Source organism: Rhodanobacter soli, from assembly GCF_040548735.1.
Taxonomy (GTDB): domain Bacteria; phylum Pseudomonadota; class Gammaproteobacteria; order Xanthomonadales; family Rhodanobacteraceae; genus Rhodanobacter; species Rhodanobacter soli_A.
The window spans coordinates 406074-424710 of sequence record NZ_JBEPSD010000003.1 but is presented as its reverse complement, the minus strand read 5'-3'; the positions used below and the strand labels follow the sequence as shown (position 1 = coordinate 424710).

Genomic DNA, 18637 nt, shown 5'->3' with positions numbered 1-18637 from the left:
CTCAGAACAGGTGGGTGAACTGCAGGAAAATCACGTTTGCGCCGTACCCGTGCGCGCCCGGCGATCCGGTATGCACATTGCGGGAATCACGGCGCAGCCGCAGGCTGGCGAAATTTTTCGGGTTGAGTTGATGCACGAGTGCCAGTTGCGCGTACTGGCTGTAGTTGGTCTGCCCGTCCTGGTGCTGGTAACGCTGCCAGCCATAAGTCGGGGTCAACGTGGTGGACGCCCCGATGTTGAACAGCCAGGTGACATCCGCATTCGCCACCTTTTCCTGACCGCTGTTCAACAGGAAATAGGTGCGCCGCTCGTCGTACAACGTCACCTGCAACCTGCCTTTGGGCATCTCGTAGGCCGCCGATGCGGTGGCGCGCTTCATGAGGTAAACCTGCTGCTCCCTGAGTGAGGGAGTCACAGGGAATCCGGGTGACGGGGTAACGTCCACTCCCTGTCCCAGCAACTGCTGGTTGAGGTCGGTGGGTTGTTCCACATAACTTACGACGGTGGTCAGCAAGGCGGCTGCGCGCGTCCAGGACAACTGGTAACTGCGGCCATAAAACCGGTGCCCGACCAGCACCTTGAGATTATTCAGCGTGCTCGACCACTCGACACCGGCATCCCAGAAGCTCGCACCCAGCCTGTCCGTCGTTCCATCTGCGAGGAATTTGTTTTCCCTGCCGACATCGACAAGCAAGCTGGCATTGTCGTGGATATGCACGGCGGCTCCCAGCTTGGCGATCGCAAAACGCGAGTTGCGGCCGGAGTCAAACTCGATGCGCTGATCGGAATAGCCGAGGTTCCAACTCCACCTTTCGTACTGCGGACTTACAAGGTCGAACTGCAGCGCGTTGCTGGTGATGTCGGATATGCCGGCCAACAAATCGTTGTTTTGCGCGGCAATGCCCTTGGTGTCGTACAGCACGCGCCCGTAGCTGTAACGCAGCGTCGCGGTGCCAACGTTGCCAAGGTCCTGGATCCAGTACGGGCTGAGCGTGGCCCGCGCGACATTGGCGCGGTTACCGTCCAGAAAAAACGTGCCGGATCCGGCCGGCAATTCATTGTTGATGACCTCGCGTCCGTACAACGCACTGCCGTCGAGGAAGAAATGCTGCGGAAGAAGGGTGAGCGTGCCGTGGGTGTCGAGGTTTTGCGCCAATTGGTTATGGCGCGATTGTCCCTTGTACAGGTATCCAGTGAGCGTGTAGTCAAGCACTCCGGAAAATCGCGGCCCGCTGTAGGCCGACTTGATAAACGGTTGAATCTCGGTGATCCAGCTCGTCTGTTTCGGTTTGCCGCTGGCCGCAAGCATGAGGTTATCGGTGTACAGCTCACCGAGCGTGACGCCCGTGACCACGCCCGGGGAATCGACGCTCGGCTGCGGGATGACGCCCGGCGGCAGGTTCTCGGAGCTCCCGGCGGGTTCGCCGGAGGCTGAGTTCAGCGCTGGTTGCGTCCCCATATCCACGTTCTGCGCTGCCGCCCCGGCCAGCCAGCCGCCCAGGGTAATCGACGACAGAACCACCGACGCCGACAAGGCACGCATCTAGGCTTCCCCGGCAAAGCGGCCCCGGGAATACAGGCCATAGTAGTTGTCGTAGTGGTTCTCGCTTGCCGGCAAGCAGCTCATATTGAGAATCAGGCCGACATATTGCGAGTCATTCAAACTTTGCAGAGCGGAATTGACGGCATGCTGGCCTGTGTGACCTGCGGCTATCACCACAACAACCTGGCCCATGTGGGAAGCCAGCACCTGCGACTCCGAAGTCGCCAGCAATGGCGAAGAGTCAAACACCACCAGACGGTGCAGGTTCCGTCCGCCAAGTTCCTCAAGCACGTATTCCATGCGGAGGCTGCCGAACAACTCGGCGGTCAGTGGATGACGTTCCCCTACCGGCACCACCAGCAGATTCGGTACATCGGTTCGCACGATGACCTCGGCGGGATGGCGCCGTTCGTCCACCAGCACGTCCATCAAACCGGGTCGCCCGCTGAGCCCCAAAACGCGGGTGATATGGGATTTCGGTATATCGCCGTCCACCAGCAACACCTCGAAATCCAGCTCGCGCGCCAGGCTCAGGGCGAGATTCAATGCAGTAAAGGTCTTGCCTTCGCCCGGCACCGCACTGGTCACCACGATGCGCCCTGCGTGCGCCAATACCTTGGTGCCATTTCCGATGGCATTGTCCATCAGCGGCCGTTTGACGCGGCGGAGCTCATCCGCGAGCCGATCGTTGGCCTCGTTACCAGCGGGGAGCAACCCCGCGCGCTCGAGCGCCATTTGATCCACGTGCCAGAGCGGTGCGCTTTCCGTGGCCTGCTCCGTCCGCGCCCTGCCCGACAAACGCTCGATCGTCGACGCCGAATGCGGTGCTACCGCCTCGACAGATGGCGATGCCAGCAGTTCAGGCTGCAGGGTCTTGAGCTTCTCGACTGCCTTCTCAACGATGCTCATGCGGCCCCCACCACAAAGAAATGCTGCACCAGCTGGGTAAGCTGTCCGTCAAAGGCGAACCCCAGCACCAGCACCACGGCCAGCAGACCGGCCCCGGCGCAAAACCCGACCACCTGGCGGCGCTGATCCTGGCGGCGCGATGGCGACACGATCAAGCTGAGCGCACCGAGCACGGGATAATCGCCGGACTCCCGTAAACCCTTGAGACTCACGAACACCGGATTCATCTTATGCAGGAAGTACGCAAAACCACCGCCGATAGCCAGCGCCAGCGCGAGCACCAGCAATAACAACAGCCCGCGTTTCGGGCTCACCGGCAGCGGCGGAACGACCGGTGGGTTGATAACGCGGAATTTCAGATTGTTGCCGCTCTGCGTTGCGTCCTGAGACAGCTCGGCCGTGTTCAAACGCTCCACCAATTGGTCGTACTGTTTCTTGGTGACGTCGTAATTGCGCATCAGCCGTTGCAAGGTGGCCTGCACGTCGGAGATCTTGTCCACATTGCCCTTGAGGTCGGCAACCTGCCGTTTCTGCAGGGCGACTTGCGTGGCCAGCGTCTGAATGCTGACCTGGGTGGAATACATGGATTTCTGCATCTCCTGGTAGACCGGGTTGTCCGAAACCACGCCCATCATCGAGGTCCCGGATGCATTCTTCCGCAGGGTTTCGCGCCGCGCCTGAAGTTGCGCGATCATGCGCCGGGTGGAAATCACGTCCGGGTATTCATCCGTATAACTCAGCAACAGCTGGTTGAGCTGCTGCTGGTAGGCGGCAATCTGCTTGTCGACCTCCTGCGTGCGCGGATCGATTCCCGATGAGGTCGGGCTGCTGCTTGCCATGGCGTGCATCTGTTGCTGGATGGTTGCGCGACTGGCGACGGCCGTGTCGTACTGGCCTTGCAAGTTCTGCAATTGGGCCTCGGCGTCCTGCAGGCGCGTGAAGTAATTGCTGCCACCCTGGCTTGGGATGTAGCCGACGTTGGCCTTCTGGAAATCCGCAAGCTTCTGCTCCGCCTCGTTCAGCCGACTGGCATAAGCCTGGACCTGCTGCTGCAGGAAATTCTGCGCCGTCTCGGTGGACGCAGTATTCGCGCCCAGCGTGTCGTTCATGAGAATCTGCAGGAACGCCTGTACCACTTTCTGCGCCATCTGCCGGTCGGGATCGACATAGCTCAGGTCGTAGAGGTCCTTGGGGCCAGCGCCCTTCACCGTGACGGCAGCGCCAAGGTTCACCAACAACTCATCCTTGTCGGCCGGGGTCGTGGCGCGCAGAGACAGCCCGGTCTTGTCTGCCACCGCCTCGAGATTGGGACGCGAAAGCAACGTTTGGGTAATGATCTGGAGGCGCCCACGCACATCCGGCTGCACCGCCACCCCACGCAGCAGCGGATTCGTCAACGCCTCGGTGTCGGCATACACCTGGGCATTGGCCGCGTACTTGTTCGGCAGGCTGAACACCAGCAGCGCGCCAACGATCGTCACGCACCACGTGACGATCAGCGCATGCCAGCGGTAGCGCCACGTGGTGCGCGCCTCCAGCAGTACATGCTGAAACAGCTCACGCAAATCGATCGATTGTTTCTGCATCGCTTCCCTTCCCCGATGTCATTGACGGTTGCCAGGTACTCGCGCCCGTCGCGTCAAAGCAATGACTGCGGAATGATCAGGATGTCGCCGGGGTACATGACCATGTTGTATTTGATCGCGCCGTTCATCAGGTCGCCGAGCCGCACCGGGATGGTCTGCTCATTGCCGTCGGGCAACCGGCGCGCGACCTTCGCACCGTTGCCAGCGGCAAATTTGGTGAGGCCACCGACTTCGATCATCACGTCGAGCAGGGTCATGCCGCTACGGTACGGCACGGCCTTGGGCATCGCTGCCTGCCCGACGACGCGCACCTGCTGGCTATAGGCACCGACGAAATTCTTGACGATCACGGTCACCAGCGGCGAACGGACGTAGCGGCTCAACGCGCTCTCCAGGTCGCCAGCCAGTTTGTCCGGAGTTTCGCCGGCGGCCACGATGGATTGCACCAACGGGATTGAGATACGCCCGTCGGGACGCACCGGCACGGTGGTGCTCAGACTGGGATTGTCGCGCACGAAGATTTCCAGCGAATCGCCCGGACCGATGATGTAGCGATCCACCGGCGGCGTCGCCGCGGCCGTGCCATCGACAGTCGGTGCACTGCTGCAACCGCCAAGCAGCAAGCCAGCCGCCATCACCAGCCAGAAGACGTAGTTTCCCGGTAGCGGTTTCATTCCTTGTTCTCCCCGATTTCAGCGTGCGCCACGTCCGAACAGCACCACTTCCACGGTCTGGACCAGGATGGCCAGATCAAACACGAGGTTGTGGTTTTTTACGTAGAACAGGTCGAAATTCAGCTTCTGCTCGGCGTCCTCCAGGGACGCACCGTACGGGTAGCGCAGTTGGGCCCAGCCGGTCAGCCCCGGCTTCACGCAATGACGCAAGCGGTAATAGCGGATGCGGGTGTTGAAGTCGTCCACGAACTGCGGCCGCTCCGGGCGCGGGCCGATGATGCTCATATCGCCGCACAGCACGTTCCAGAGTTGCGGCAACTCGTCCAACCGGGCATTGCGGATGAAATGCCCGACCCGGGTCACCCGGCTGTCGTTCTTGCTGGCCCAACGGGCCACCCCATCGCGCTCGGCGTCGGTGCCCATGCTGCGGAACTTGATCAACGAAAACAGCCGGCCGTTTTCACCCACCCGTTCCTGGCGATACAGGACCGGCGCGCCGCGACCCGACTCCAGCCGGATGGCCATGGCCGTCAACAGCATGACCGGCCATGCCACCAGCAACACCAGCGCGGCGACGGTCACGTCGAAGGCTCGCTTGATCGTGCGCCGTATCGGGGAGCTGTAGAAGCCATCCGAAAATATCAGCCACGAAGGGTTGGTGAGATCCATCTTGATCCTGCCGGCCTCGCGCTCGAAAAACTCGGTGAGTTCGGTCACCGCCATGCCGCGCTGCTTGCATTCCAACAACGCGTCCACCGGCAAGGTGCCGCGACGATCGTCCGGCCCCACCACGATTTCGTCGACGCCAAGCCGGGTCGCCCATTCGTACAAGTTCCTGTCGGGATGCAGCAGCAAAGGCGCGGGGATGGACACCGGATCGGCACCAACCGGCACGTAACCCAAGACCTTGAAACCGCGTTGATCGGTCTTGCGGCGCATCCTGTGGCTCACCTCGGCGGCACGCTCGCCGGCGCCAAACATCACCACGCGGCGCTTGAACAGGTCGGCGTCCACGAAACCCAGGAACGCAATCCGCCACAACGCCAGGACGAAGTAGCCGACCATCAGCGCGATGCCCAGAACCCCGCGGCCCAGATAGGTCGGAGGAACCACGTAATACAACACGGTAAGCGCGATGCCACCCAGCATGAAGGCAACGCCTTGCCGACTGAGCCGCCCGATCCAGCCCGCCCGCAGGTAGACCTCGTACAACCCCAGCGCCGCCATCGAGACAATCAGCACCGCCGCCACCAGCAACCCACGCCAATGCAGCGCCGCGCTGAACGCAACCTGGGTGTCGACATTGCCCAAGTAACGCAGCACCACTGCGGCATAGACACTCGCCACCAGCAGTACAAACTCGGCCGACACCAGCAACAACTGCCAGTGCAGCGCACGGAAGCGGAATAATCCGTACATGTTTGCGCCTCCCCGCAGCAACGAATCCTTCCGTCGGCAGGACCGATCGTGACAGAAGGGAGGACCGTTATACTCTAAATGTGGCGCAAGTCACGTTTTTAATTGACTTTATATGTTAAAATCGCGCGCACGAAACGTTTGAACCCGGCTCTTGAAACCGGGGCCGCTGCCCTTCGGGTTCAAACCGCCACGTCTTTCCAGCTTTAGCCTTGAACAAGTGATCTTCCCGTGAAAACGCCGGGAGGAACGGTGACCGCGCACCGCAAGCCACAACGCCGGCATGGCGAGTAATGGGGCTTCTGCGCCTGACTGACCGGCGCACGCCGAAAGAGACGAAGGTACCGCTGCCGAATGCAGGCATGACCGGCAGCGAACGCGCCACGTCTGCGCCGCAGCGCGCCGACGTGCGAAAATCGGGCATCCATCGATGGCGCCCTACCTCATGACCACCCAGAAATACGACTTCCGCCAGTTCCAGGAAGAGCTCGCCAAGCTTGAACGCAAGGTCGAGAAGCAGCAGCCGGCCAAGCCGCTCGGCAAGAAAGCCGCGGCGGCACAGCGGCTCGCGATGGCGCGGGAGGAGTTCCTGGTATTGCGTAAGCGGCATGAGCTGAGCGTGGCGGATGTGGTGGCGTTCTTCCCGGAAGAGGAAGGCATTGCCTACCTGCAGCAGCTGATCGTGGCGGCGCAGGCGAAGCCGCGGCGGACGCGCAAGGCGTAGCTGCGCCTGGACCCATCCGGCAGCAGCTCTTGCGGAGGCCGGAGTTATACTGCCTTGCCGACGGTGCGGCCCGCCCTTCCTGGACGGATGCTGCGACGGGGGACTGCCGGACGATGAGCATGCAAATCGACATCCACGCACTGCTGCCTGGTACTGGCCGGCAGTGGCGAACACGGACGCTATGGGGTGCCGTGGCCCTGCTCACGCTGGGCGCGAGCGGCTGTGCCACGTTGCGCGGCGGGCATTCCACGGTGGTGGTCACTTCGCCGCAATCGCCGACGGCATCGCCGGCGCCAGCAGGCACGTCCCGGCAGCCTTCGCTGGCAGCGATCATCCGCAATCAGCTACAGCTTGGCCACTACGCCGAGGGCGAGACAGCGTTGCGGCGCTACCTGAAACAGCATCCCGGCGACCGCGCGGCACAGGCCATGCTGCGCCAGCTCATCGCCGATCCCCGCCAGGTGCTGGGCGAGCGCTGGCGCGTGCATGTCGTGCAGCCGGGCGACTCCTACAGCACCCTGGCCGGCCGTTACCTTGGCGACCCGAACCTGTTCCTGATCCTGGCCCGCTACAACGGCTCGACCAATCCCTCGATGCTGCGCGCAGGCGAGACATTGCGCATGCCACTGTCCGCCGGCGCCGATGCCGCGGTTGCAGCCCAATCACCGGCCGCCACGACGATGCCCACGGCGATCGTGCGGGGTACCGAATCGCCGACGGCAGAGGCGCGCCGGCTGCAGAACGAGAGCGTGTCCCTGCTCGGCCAGGGACACAAGGACCAGGCGCTCGCCCGCCTCGACCAGGCGCTGGCCATCGACCCGCAATTGAAACCGGCCGGAGCCGGGGCGACCGCGCTGCGAACGCAGCTGCTGGACTCGTACCACGAGCGCGCGATCGTGCTGTACCGCGACCAGCAACTGGACCAGGCCATCGCGCTGTGGGATCGGGTGCTGGCGATCGCGCCGGACTACGAGCCGGCGATCGTCTACCGCACCCGCGCGCGCGAGCTCAAGCAGCGGCTCAAGCAGTACTGACTCAGGCCTCGCTGGCGCCGCCCTCCTCGGCTATCGCCGACATGATCTGCGTCGGCCGCGTCACGTCCGCAGCGGCGCTTGCCGGCGCGGACTCCCCGGACCGGTGTTGCCGTGCCTGCAGCGCGCCGTTCATCAGGTTGAAGGCGGCGAACAACCGGCCCAGCTCATCGCGGCGAGACAGCCGGATACGATGGCGAAAATCGCCGCGCGCCACCCGCAGCAGCGCATCGCCCAGCAGGTCCAGCGTGTTGAGCGGCCGGCGGAACAGCCAGTAGGCCGCGCCGACGACGGCCGCCAGGGTCAGCACCAGCACCAAGGCGATTACCCCCAGCGTGGTCCTTTGCGCCGCGCGCAGGGCCGCATTGCTGATCCCGAGGCGCAGGTCGCCCACCGTCTTCGCCTGGTAGTGGATGGGCACGTCGAACAGCAGCATGCCGCCCTGCTCGCGGTCGTCCGCGGTCCGGCTGAGATAGCTCTGGATATCGTCCGGCCGCGGCAGGTATTCCATTCCCTGTGGATCAGGCAACTGGTGGCCGACCTCCTCCTGCCGTGTGCTGGCAATGATGTCGCCGGCTCGGTCGGCGATCGCCAGGTAGTGGATCTGCTGGTTGCGCGAGACGTCGGTGACCAGGGCACGGGTGGCGGCGTGATCGTCGAGCAGCAGGTTCTCGGCCGATTCGCTGGCGATCATGCGCCCCATCGAGCTGCCGAAATCCAGCGCCACGCCGGTCACCGCGGTGCTCTGCTTGGCGTAGATCGCAGCCAACCCCAGCATCAGCACCAGGCTGAGAATCGCGCCCAGGCTGCTGGCCCAGCGCAGGCGCAATGAAATGATGCGGGTCGCCAGCGGATTTTCGCGTTCGCGCTCGTATTCGCGTGCGGCCAGGCGCAGGTCGTCGATGACTTCCGCGCCGCGCTGGTAGCGCGACTCCGCTGTGGGCGCCAGCAAGGTGCGCACGATGCTGATCAGGATCGACGGCGTGGCCGGGTCGCGCGGCCGGATCAGCGGACGCGGCGAGCGCAGGCGCTTCCTGACCAGCTGCTGCACGTTGCCGATGTCCGGCCACGGCAGCTTGCCGGTGAGCAGCCAGTACAGCACCACGCCCAGCGAGAACAGATCGCTGCGTGCGTCGCTGCGCTCGCCGCGCAGGCGCTCCAGCGCCATGTAGGCCGGTGTGCCGCCGATTTCCGCGGGCATCCCGCCGGCGTCACGCGGCGAGCCGCGGCGTTCGGCGATGCCGAAGTCGCTGATCTTGGCGTAGCTCCAGCCATCGGCCAGCATGATGTTCTCGGGCTTGACGTCGTGGTGGAGGATGCCCCGGGCATGCGCATAGTCGAGCGCGGCAGCGAGCTGTCCCACCAGGTCGATGATCACCGGCAGCGACGGAAACCCCTCGCGGCTGACCGCGCTGGCGAGCGTCTCGCCCGAGAGGCGCTCCATCGCGATATAGGAGCGGCCGTCGTCGGTCTCGCCGACGTCGAAGATGGTGACGATGTGCGGATGGGTCAGGTGGCCGGCGGCACGCGCCTCGACCAGGAACCGGCGCCGGTAGGCGGGATCGGCGGCAATCTCCCGGTGCAGGCACTTGATAGCCACCTTGCGCTCGATGCCCGGATCGAAACCCGCGTAGACGACGGCCATCGCGCCTTCGCCGAGAATGCCCTCGACGCGATAGCGGCCGACCTGCTGCGGAATGGCGGTCTCGCTCACGGCGACCCGAGGAACCACCATGCCAACGCGCCCAGGACGGCGAGCGCGGCAAGCAGCAGGAGCGCGCCGATCCAGCGCCGGGATGCGGGCCTCGGCAGGTCGCGCTCACGGGTCAGGAACACGAACTCCGCCTGGCCCAGCCGGATGTGGTCGCCGTGGCGCAAGGTCACCTCGTGGATGCGCCGGTCGTTCACGAACGTGCCGTTGGTGGACAGCGTATTCACGATGATGCAGCGGCCTTGCTGATTGGTGATCCAGGCATGGCTGCCGGATACGCTGAGGTCGTCGACGACGATCTCGTTGTCGACCCGGCGGCCGATGGCCTGCCGGCCCGGGCGAAGGGTGAAGCGGCGTCCCTCGATACCGGGGCTGCTGCCTTCCAGCACCGGCTCGTGCACGCTGGCCCGGTCATCCACCCTCTCCCCGGCATCGCTGGCGTACTGCCGCAATGCCTCGGTGGAAAAAAACCGGGTGCCCTGCGGTCCTGAAGATCGTTCGCCGGAGCGGAACGGTGCCTGACCACGATCGCTCATCGAACCCCCATGCCTTCGAACCAGTTCGAACTATAACCAACTGGGGGACGACCCGGCACCCGGCGGTGTCATAAATCGTTGACGCAGAAGTCACGTGCCTGAACGGCAGCCGGCCGCGGCTGGCCGTGTTCACTGCGGGTTGAGCGGGGCTGCTCGAGACTCGGGTTTCCCGCAGGCAACGAGGTGCTCCCCATGACGAACAAGCTCACTTCACTGACTTTCACTCTGGCGCTGGGGACGCTGGCGCTGGGAGTCTCCGCTGCCGCGGCGGCACAGCAGGCCATGACCGAACCGCAGGTGCAGAGCCAGCTCACCGCACAAGGCTATACCAAGGTGCACGACCTGAAGTTCAAGAACGGCATGTGGTACGCCGAGGCGAAGAGCGCGAACGGCGACCGGGTGGACCTGCGCATCGACGCGCGGACCGGCCAGGTGTACCCGGACGAGCAGGTGTCGCAGCTGAGCAAGCAGGACGTGCGTGCGTCGCTGGAAACCCAGGGCTACACCAACGTGCACGACGTGGAATTCGAGGACGGCATGTGGAAGGCCAAGGCGGACAACCCTGCCGGCAACCGCGTCAAACTGAAGATCGACGCCACCAGCGGCAAGGTGATCGGCACTTACTAGGCCAGTCGTTGAAGAGGGCTGTCCTGCCTTTTTTCAACGCGCCGAGTCCCGCGCTGGCAGGGTGTTCTTCAACACCCTGCCAGCGATACGTTGCCGGGCGCCGGATGGACCGGCAGGCGGATGCTCACTACCATCGGCGGTTCCTTCCCTCGACAGGTGACCGCCCGTGAAGCGACTGCTCCTTTCTGCCCTGATCATGGCCGCATGCTCGGCCGTGCAGGCCGCCGACACGCCGACCTTCAGCACCCAGCGACTGTCCGCCGAAGTGAAGACATTGTCCTCGGATGCCTTCGAGGGCCGCGGCCCGGCCACGCCGGCCGAGACGAAGACCATCGACTACGTGGTCGCGCAGATGAAGGCCGCCGGGCTGCAACCCGGCGGCGACCTCAAGGACGGCAAGCGCAGCTGGACCCAGGCGGTGCCACTGCGGCGCAGCCAGATCGTGGGCACGCCCGCGCTGAAACTGAGCCTGGGCGACAAACATGAAACGCTGACCCAGGGCGAGCAGATCGCCGTGCGCGCGCCGATGGACGGCTCGACCACCGTGGCGGTCGCCAACGCGCCGCTGGTGTTCGTGGGTTACGGCGTCAAGGCGCCGGAGCGCAACTGGGACGACTTCAAGGGCGTCGACCTGCACGGCAAGATCGCCGTGGTGCTGGTCAACGACCCCGACTTCGAGACCGGCCACGGCGACTTCGGCGGCAAGGCCATGACCTACTACGGCCGCTGGACCTACAAGTACGAAGAAGCCGCGCGGCAGGGTGCGCTCGGCATGCTGGTGATCCACGAGACCGCGCCGGCTTCGTACGGCTGGGCCACGGTGAAGAACTCCAATACCAACGCGATGTTCGACATCGTGCGCGACAAGCCGGCCGCGGTGCACCCGGAACTGGAAGGCTGGATCCAGCGCGACCTGGCCGTGCAGATGTTCAAGCACGCCGGGCTGGATTTCGATGCGCTGAAGAAGCAGGCGCAGACGCGCGACTTCAAGCCGGTGGTGCTGAAGGGCGAGAGCCTGTCGGCGAACTTCAAGGTCGATTCCGATGTGATCACCTCGCACAACATCGTGGGCCGCGTCGAGGGCAGCAAGCGTCCGGACGAGACGGTGATCTACAGCGGCCACTGGGACCACCTCGGCGTCGGCGCGCCGGACGCGAAAGGCGACCGCATCTACAACGGCGCCGTCGACAACGCCACCGGCACCGCGGCGCTGATCGAGATGGGCCGCGCGTTCGCGCAGGGGCCGAAGCCCGAGCGCTCGGTGGTGTTCCTCAACGTCACCGCCGAGGAGAAGGGCCTGCTCGGTTCCGAGTACTACGCCGCCAACCCGCTGTACCCGCTGGCCACCACCGTGGGCGTGATCAACATGGATGCGCTCGACCCGCACGGCCCCGCGCGCAACTTCACCATCTCCGGCAGCGCGAAACTCGGCCTGCTGGACGACCTGGTCGCCGTGGCGAAGCAGCACGACGTGGTCTACACCTCGGACCCGAAACCGGAAGCCGGCCATTTCTTCCGCTCCGACCATTTCTCGTTCGCCAAGCGCGGCGTGCCCGCCATCTCGTTCGGCTCAGGCAACGACTGGATCGACGGCGGCCTCGCGGCCGGCAAGGCGGCGGAAGACGACTACACCGCCAAGCGCTATCACCAACCCGCCGACGAATGGCAGGCCAACTGGCCGTTCACCGGCATGGCGCGCGACCTGCAGTTGCTCTACATCGTCGGTCACGACCTGGCGAACTCCGACCAGTGGCCGAACTGGGGCAAGGACTCCGAATTCCGCGGCACCCGCGACGCCAGCGCCGCCGAGCGGAAGTAGCCCGGGGTTCCCGATGTACGCCCTCCCCTGCTCGCAGGGGAGGGTTGGGGTGGGGTCAGCTCTTGACCTTTTTTGCCACCCTCAGCAACCCCCTCCCAACCTCCCCCTGCGGGCAGGGGGAGGAGCAACAGCGGTCAATACCGGCCGTAGGCCCAGCGCAGGAACACCGGCAGCATCCGCTTCCACGACGCCTGGTTGTGCGCGCCGCCGGGCAGCAGGAACAGTGTGGCGTCGGCGTGGCGCGACGGATGCCTCGCGACATCCATGTTGACCGTGTAGCCTAGTTGCTCCAGCCCGCGCAGGCGAAAGCCGTCGGCGCCGCGATAGCCTTGCAGCAGGTCCTGTGTATCGTCGACGGTATCGTTGATGCCGTCGCCGTCGCGATCCTTGGTTTCCTCCGCCGTACCCACCGCGAACCACATGCGCAAGCCTGCGCGCTTGCGGCCGCGATCGACCATCGCCTGCGCCAGCCGCGTGTGCTGCACCGCCGTGGCGCTGCTGCGATCCGCGGCCAGCCAGAACGAGGGCGAGAATGCGCCGATGCGACCGAACACCTCCGGATACTGCCAGCCGAGATTGAACGCGTTCAACGCGCCCAGCGACCAGCCCAGCATCGTGCGCCCGCGCGCGGACTGGCGCGTGCGGTAATGCGCGTCCACATACGGCACCAGTGCCGTGGCGACCCAGGCGGAATAATCCTGCGCGCGCGTGCCGATCGGACCGATCCGCGAACCGCCGACCAGGCTGCATGCCGCGGCACGGTCGGACAGGCCGTAGCCGCTCGCGCGATCGGCGAGCATCCTGATCGCCACCACGATCACCGGCTCGATCGCCCTGTCCCGATACAGCTGCGCCAGGGTCGGCTGCAGGCCGACAGCCTCCATGTCCTGGCCGTCGTTCGCATACAGCACCGGATAGCGGCGTGCCGCGGCGTGGTCGTAATCCGGTGGCAGATACACCGTGACCGCGATCTTCTCCGGCGCGAACGCCGGTGCATCGAGTTGCAGTTGCACCACGCCGGTTTCGTTCGACGCTAGCGCCGACGGCACGCTGCCGGCCAGCAGCACGCCGTACAGGAAGCCCCGCATGAACCAGCGCCGCGCCATCATTCCACGCTGGCGAACCAGGCGCCGTAGCCGGGCAATCGCAACTGGCCGCCGTCGACATGTCCCTGCAGCAGGCCATGGCCGTCCAGCGGGCGCGGCTGACCGAGTGCCGCGGGCAAGTGGATGGCGATGGGCGCACCGGCCAGGTTGAACACCACCAGCACGGTCTGCCCGTCCAGGTGGCGTGTAAATGCCAGCACCGGCTCGGCGGTGTCGATGAACGCGATGTCGCCCCAGCGCAGCGCGGGCTGCGATTTGCGCCAGCGCATGAAGGCGCGGAAACCGTTCAACACCGAATGCGGATCGGCATCCTGCCGGCTCACCGCCAGCGCACGATGCTCCTGCGGCACCGGCAGCCACGGCATGCCGCGACTGAAGCCGGCATGCGCGTCGGCATCATTCCACGGCATCGGCGTGCGGCAACCGTCGCGGCCCTTGAACTGCGGCCAGAACGCGATGCCGTACGGATCCTGCAACGACTCGTACGGCAGCTCGGCCTCGGTCAGGCCCAGTTCCTCGCCCTGATAGACGCACACGGAACCGCGCAGCGAACAGACCATCGCGGCAAGCAGGTTGGCCAGTTGCGGCGAGGGCTGATCCCTGCCCCAGCGCGTCAGCACGCGCTCGACGTCGTGGTTGGAGATCGCCCAGCACGGCCAGCCGTCGGTCATCTGCGCTTCCAGCGCCTGCACCGTGCCGCGGATGTGCGCGGCGCTGAAGTCGTCGGTGAGCAGCTCGAAGCTGTAACCCATGTGCAACCGGCCCGGGCGGGTGTACTCGGCCATCGTCGCCAGCGAGTCCTCCGAGGAGATCTCGCCCAGCGTGGCCGCATCCGGGTAACGGTCCATCAAGGTGCGCAACTCGCCGAGGAAGGCCAGGTTCTCCGGTTGCGTGTTGTTGTAGTAGTGGTACTGGAACGCGTACGGATTATCCGGGCTGAAGCCGCGGCCCACGCGTTTCTCCTTCGGCTTGGGCGGGTTGTCACGCAGCTCGCGATCGTGGAAGCAGAAGTTGATCGCGTCCAGGCGGAAGCCGTCCACGCCCTTGTCGAGCCAGAAGCGCACGCTGTCGAGAATCGCCGCGCGCACGTCGGGATGATGGAAATTCAGGTCGGGCTGCGAGGCGAGGAAGTTGTGCAGGTAGTACTGGCCGCGACGCGGCTCCCACTTCCAGGCCGGCCCGCCGAACAGCGACAGCCAGTTGTTCGGCGCGCTGCCGTCCTCGCGCGCGTCGGCCCACACGTACCAGTCGGCTTTCGGGTTGTCGCGGCTCTCACGGCTTTCCCTGAACCAGGCATGCTCGATCGAGGTATGGCTGAGTACCTGATCGATCATCACCTTCAGGCCAAGGCGATGCGCCTTCGCCAGCAGCGCGTCGAAGTCGGCCAGCGTGCCGAACAGTGGATCGACGTCGCGATAATCGGCGATGTCGTAGCCGAAGTCCGCCATCGGCGAGCGGAAGAACGGTGCGATCCAGATCGCGTCCACGCCGAGGCTGGCCACGTAGTCGAGCCGCTCGATGATGCCCGGCAGATCGCCCACGCCATCGCCATCGGTATCCAGGAAGCTGCGCGGATAGATCTGGTAGGTGACGGCTCCGCGCCACCAGGGTGCATCACTCATTTGAACGCGTCCCCTCAGCATGAGGCGGGCACATTCGATCGCCCGTCGTTGAATGCCGATCAGCTTAGCTGCAGCTCCGTTGCGACCAGCACGGATGTGCATACGTATTCATTCGTGCTGCAGTCGCGGCATGCCGCGTGCGCGGTGTGCCGATGCGGTCCATGCGCCATGCGCCGATGCCGAGTCGCACCGCGGTCCGCGCCGCCGGCCCCTCCTCCCGGAGGCACGATGCTGCAATGCGATAAGCGCGACAGGGCACCCACCATGAATACGTATGCAGAAAATGCTTCGCTGCGGAAATGCCGGCCTACCATGCAAACACGCCGCCGAAAAGCTCGGTAGCGCACCTGCCGACGGTCGTCGCCGACGGAAGCGCGGGGGAATCCAATAACCGAGATCGACGGCGACACACCTTTGTGGGAGGGGAGTACATGGTTCTGAAACATAACGTGCTGGCGATGGCGATTGCATCGGTGTGCCTTGGCGTCTGCGCCACGGCGTACGCCGGGACCGCACCCTCGGCCGGCCAGCAGCAGGACACGCAAGATCAGGCCCAGCCGGCGTCGACCGACAAGGACACCGACGGCAAGCACAAGACGAAGAAGCTGCAGGCCGTCGAGGTCAACGGCTTCGTCAGCAGCATCGAGAACTCCACCGCGCTCAAGCGCAATGCCAGCAGCATCGTCGAGGCCGTGTCGGCCGAACAGGTCGGCAAGCTGCCCGGCGTGAGCATCGCCGATACCCTCGGTCGCCTACCCGGCCTCGCCGTGCAGACCGTCAGCGGTCGCCCGCAGGTGCTGACCATCCACGGCCTGGGCCCGGATTTCTCCACCGCGCTGGTCAACGGCGGCCAGCAGGTTTCCACGTCCAACAACCGCGACGTGCAGTTCGACCAGTACCCGTCGAGCTGGTTTGACAACGTGGTGGTGCACCTGACCCCGCAGGCCGACCTGATCGGCCAGGGCCTCACCGGCACCGTCGACATGCACACCATCCGCCCGCTGGAAAAGAGCGGTCCCGAGGCGGCGCTGAATGCCCACTACATCTGGAACGACATGTCCCAGCTGGCGAGTGGCCCCGGCGTCAGCGACAAGGGCTACAACGTCAACGGCGTGTGGGTGCACCAGTTCGCCGACCACACCCTCGGCGTCACCCTGGGCGTGGACATGGAATCCAACCCCGCGCAGATCCAGCACCAGGCGCCGTGGGGCTACCCGGGCGACGCGAATGGTGACGCCGTGATCGGTGGCGCGAAGAACTACGGCATCTCCGACACGATGAAGCGTCGCGGCGTGCTGGCCACCGTGCAGTGGCAGCCGAACGACTGGTACAACGGCGTCGTCGACCTCACCTACGACAACTTCAAGGAAGTGCAGCAGGCCAAGGGCATGGAGTTCCCGCTGTTCTGGGGCAACGCGACACTGCAGCCGGGCGGCAACGTGCAGAACGGCTTCGTGCAGAGCGGCACCTACGACGGCGTCAAGGCCGTCATCCGCAACGACTACAACAGCACCAGCGCCCGGGTCTACAACTTCAACTGGGACAACAAGTTCACCATCAACGAGGACTGGACGGCCGATCTCGACGCGAATTATTCGCGCGCCACGCGCCGCGACGTCAATCTCGAAAGCTATTCCGGCACGGCCTTCGGCGCGAACAACGGCGCCAGGGACACGCTCGGTTTCGTCGAGCGCAACGACGGACTGTTCTACGTCAACCCGTCGCTGGATTACGGCAACGGCATGGTGCTGACCGATCCGCAGGGTTGGGGCGGCGGCAACGACGTGGTGCAGGCCGGCTTCATCAATGCGCCGCACACCGTGGATTACCTGGCCAACCTGCGCCTGAGCGCTGAGCGCAGCTTCTCCAGCGGTCCGTTCTCCAGCCTGGAGTTCGGCGTGGCGCACAGCACGCGCGACAAGACCTACCACATCGACCAGAGCTTCCTGACCCTTGGCGGCGGCACCATCAGCGGCGGTAGCGCCGTCGAGACCGCGCCGTTCAGCGGCACCAGCTGCAGCCCGCTGGCCTGGATGGGCGTGGGTGCGCAGACCTGCTACAACCCGTTCGATCTGATCAGCGACGGCACCCTGGTAAGCGTGCCTACCTTCGGCTCGTCGCTGGCGATGCCACCGAACTGGAACGTGCGCGAAAAGACGCTGACCCCGTTCGTGCAGTTCAACCTCGACACCTACCTTGGCGGCGTCAGCCTGCGCGGCAACTTCGGCGTGCAGGCACAGCACACCTCGCAGCGTTCGACCGGCGAACGCGTGGCGCCCGGCAGCGCGATCACCGGCAACGCGATCACGCTGATCCCGGTGGTCGGCAGCACCAGCTACACCAAGGTCCTGCCCAGCGCCAACCTGATCTTCGGCTTCGGCGACAACGATGACCTGCGCGTCAGCGCCGCGCGTACGTTGGCCCGCCCGCGCATGGATCAGATGAACGCCAGCCTGGGGGTGAGCGGCAACTTCACCCGTCTGCAGAACACCGACCCGAACCAGGCGTACTTCAGCGCCTCGGGCGGCAACGCCAAGCTCAAGCCGACCATGGCCGACAACTACAACGTCAGCTACGAGCACTACTTCTCCGGCGGCAACGGCTACGAGTGCAACGCCGCCGAAGCGAAGAACTCGGACATCTGCCGCAGCGGCGGCGGTGGCTACGTCGCACTGTCGGGCTACTTCCTCAAGCTGAAGGACTACATCAACCCGAACGCAGCCTTCCTGTACGACTTCAGCGCCTTCCTGCCGTTCGGCCTGACGCCGGACCAGCTGGCCCAGCTCGGCACCACCCAGGGCATCGTCTCCGGCCCGACCAACGACGGCCACGGCTACGTGAAGGGCGCCCAGGTGACCTTGAACCTGCCGTTCAACCTGGTCACGCCGGCACTCGACGGCTTCGGAGCGATCCTCACCGGCAACCGCACCAAGAGCTCGCTGGTGTTCGCCGGCAACAGCACGCCGATCACCGTGCCGGGCCTGTCGAAGTGGGTCGCCAACGCCACGCTGTACTACCAGCACAGCGGCTTCGAAGCCCGCATCAGCGACAGCTACCGTTCGAGCTTCCTGGGCGAGGTGTCGGGCATCAGCGCGTCGCGCATCGAGCAGACCATCCAGGGCGGCAGCACCTACGATGCCCAGGTCAGCTACAGCATCGATAGCGGCAGCCTGAAGGGTCTGACCTTCATCGTGCAGGGCTCCAACCTGTCCAACAAGACCTTCATCACCTACCAGAACGACGACCCACGCCAGGTGCTGACGTGGGAGCGTTACGGCCGCCGCTACGATATCGGCGTCTCGTACAAGTTCCAGTAAGCCGTATCGACATTAC

General features: G+C 65.0%; 14 protein-coding genes. 5 read left to right on the top strand and 9 right to left on the bottom strand.

Annotated features, from left to right (window positions below):
* Position 1 precedes the first annotated feature (1 nt).
* The 5 genes from ABIE04_RS15910 to ABIE04_RS15890 are packed head-to-tail and all read right to left on the bottom strand — an operon-like array spanning position 2 to position 6131.
* A complete protein-coding gene (locus ABIE04_RS15910) occupies positions 2-1543 on the bottom strand; it encodes a TIGR03016 family PEP-CTERM system-associated outer membrane protein (RefSeq protein ID WP_354552396.1) in 1542 nt (513 codons plus the stop codon).
* The gene (locus ABIE04_RS15905) at positions 1544-2452 is read right to left on the bottom strand and encodes an AAA family ATPase (protein ID WP_354552394.1); all 909 of its coding nucleotides are present in this window, start codon (positions 2450-2452) and stop codon (positions 1544-1546) included.
* Positions 2449-4038: an XrtA system polysaccharide chain length determinant gene (locus ABIE04_RS15900; protein ID WP_354552392.1), complete on the bottom strand. Its 1590-nt coding sequence runs from the start codon at positions 4036-4038 to the stop codon at positions 2449-2451. The genes ABIE04_RS15905 and ABIE04_RS15900 overlap by 4 nt, the downstream gene beginning before the upstream one ends.
* A gap of 53 nt (positions 4039-4091) precedes the next feature.
* On the bottom strand, positions 4092-4712 hold the full coding sequence (locus tag ABIE04_RS15895) for an XrtA/PEP-CTERM system exopolysaccharide export protein (protein WP_354552390.1): 621 nt from the start codon (positions 4710-4712) through the stop codon (positions 4092-4094).
* A gap of 18 nt (positions 4713-4730) precedes the next feature.
* The gene (locus tag ABIE04_RS15890) at positions 4731-6131 is read right to left on the bottom strand and encodes a TIGR03013 family XrtA/PEP-CTERM system glycosyltransferase (RefSeq protein WP_354552388.1); all 1401 of its coding nucleotides are present in this window, start codon (positions 6129-6131) and stop codon (positions 4731-4733) included.
* Positions 6132-6573: 442 nt separating this feature from the next.
* Between ABIE04_RS15890 and ABIE04_RS15885 the strand changes: the two genes are divergently transcribed.
* Positions 6574-6852: a 2-hydroxyacyl-CoA dehydratase gene (locus ABIE04_RS15885; protein WP_354552386.1), complete on the top strand. Its 279-nt coding sequence runs from the start codon at positions 6574-6576 to the stop codon at positions 6850-6852.
* Between the two features lie 113 nt (positions 6853-6965).
* Positions 6966-7886, top strand: a complete 921-nt coding sequence (locus ABIE04_RS15880) for a LysM peptidoglycan-binding domain-containing protein (RefSeq protein WP_354552384.1) — start codon at positions 6966-6968, stop codon at positions 7884-7886.
* 1 nt (position 7887) lies between these two features.
* Here ABIE04_RS15880 and ABIE04_RS15875 read toward each other — a convergent pair whose 3' ends face one another.
* Both ABIE04_RS15875 and ABIE04_RS15870 read right to left on the bottom strand, forming a co-directional pair.
* On the bottom strand, positions 7888-9597 hold the full coding sequence (locus ABIE04_RS15875; protein ID WP_354552381.1) for a protein kinase domain-containing protein: 1710 nt from the start codon (positions 9595-9597) through the stop codon (positions 7888-7890).
* Positions 9594-10130, bottom strand: a complete 537-nt coding sequence (locus ABIE04_RS15870) for an FHA domain-containing protein (protein WP_354552378.1) — start codon at positions 10128-10130, stop codon at positions 9594-9596. The genes ABIE04_RS15875 and ABIE04_RS15870 overlap by 4 nt, the downstream gene beginning before the upstream one ends.
* Positions 10131-10322: 192 nt before the next feature.
* Here ABIE04_RS15870 and ABIE04_RS15865 point away from each other — a divergent pair, with 192 nt between their 5' ends.
* Both ABIE04_RS15865 and ABIE04_RS15860 read left to right on the top strand, forming a co-directional pair.
* Positions 10323-10757, top strand: a complete 435-nt coding sequence (locus ABIE04_RS15865; protein WP_354552376.1) for a PepSY domain-containing protein — start codon at positions 10323-10325, stop codon at positions 10755-10757.
* A 166-nt stretch (positions 10758-10923) separates the two neighbouring features.
* Positions 10924-12576, top strand: coding sequence for a M28 family metallopeptidase (locus ABIE04_RS15860; RefSeq protein WP_354552374.1), 1653 nt, complete (start codon positions 10924-10926; stop codon positions 12574-12576).
* Between the two features lie 134 nt (positions 12577-12710).
* Here the strand turns inward: ABIE04_RS15860 and ABIE04_RS15855 are convergent, their stop codons facing one another.
* Together ABIE04_RS15855 and ABIE04_RS15850 are read right to left on the bottom strand one after the other, a co-directional pair.
* Positions 12711-13664: an alpha/beta hydrolase gene (locus ABIE04_RS15855; RefSeq protein ID WP_354552372.1), complete on the bottom strand. Its 954-nt coding sequence runs from the start codon at positions 13662-13664 to the stop codon at positions 12711-12713.
* 17 nt (positions 13665-13681) lie between these two features.
* The gene (locus tag ABIE04_RS15850) at positions 13682-15304 is read right to left on the bottom strand and encodes an alpha-glucosidase family protein (RefSeq protein WP_354552370.1); all 1623 of its coding nucleotides are present in this window, start codon (positions 15302-15304) and stop codon (positions 13682-13684) included.
* A gap of 431 nt (positions 15305-15735) precedes the next feature.
* Between ABIE04_RS15850 and ABIE04_RS15845 the strand changes: the two genes are divergently transcribed.
* Entirely contained in the window at positions 15736-18621 is a 2886-nt protein-coding gene (locus ABIE04_RS15845; RefSeq protein WP_354552367.1) for a TonB-dependent receptor, read from the top strand.
* Positions 18622-18637 lie beyond the last annotated feature (16 nt).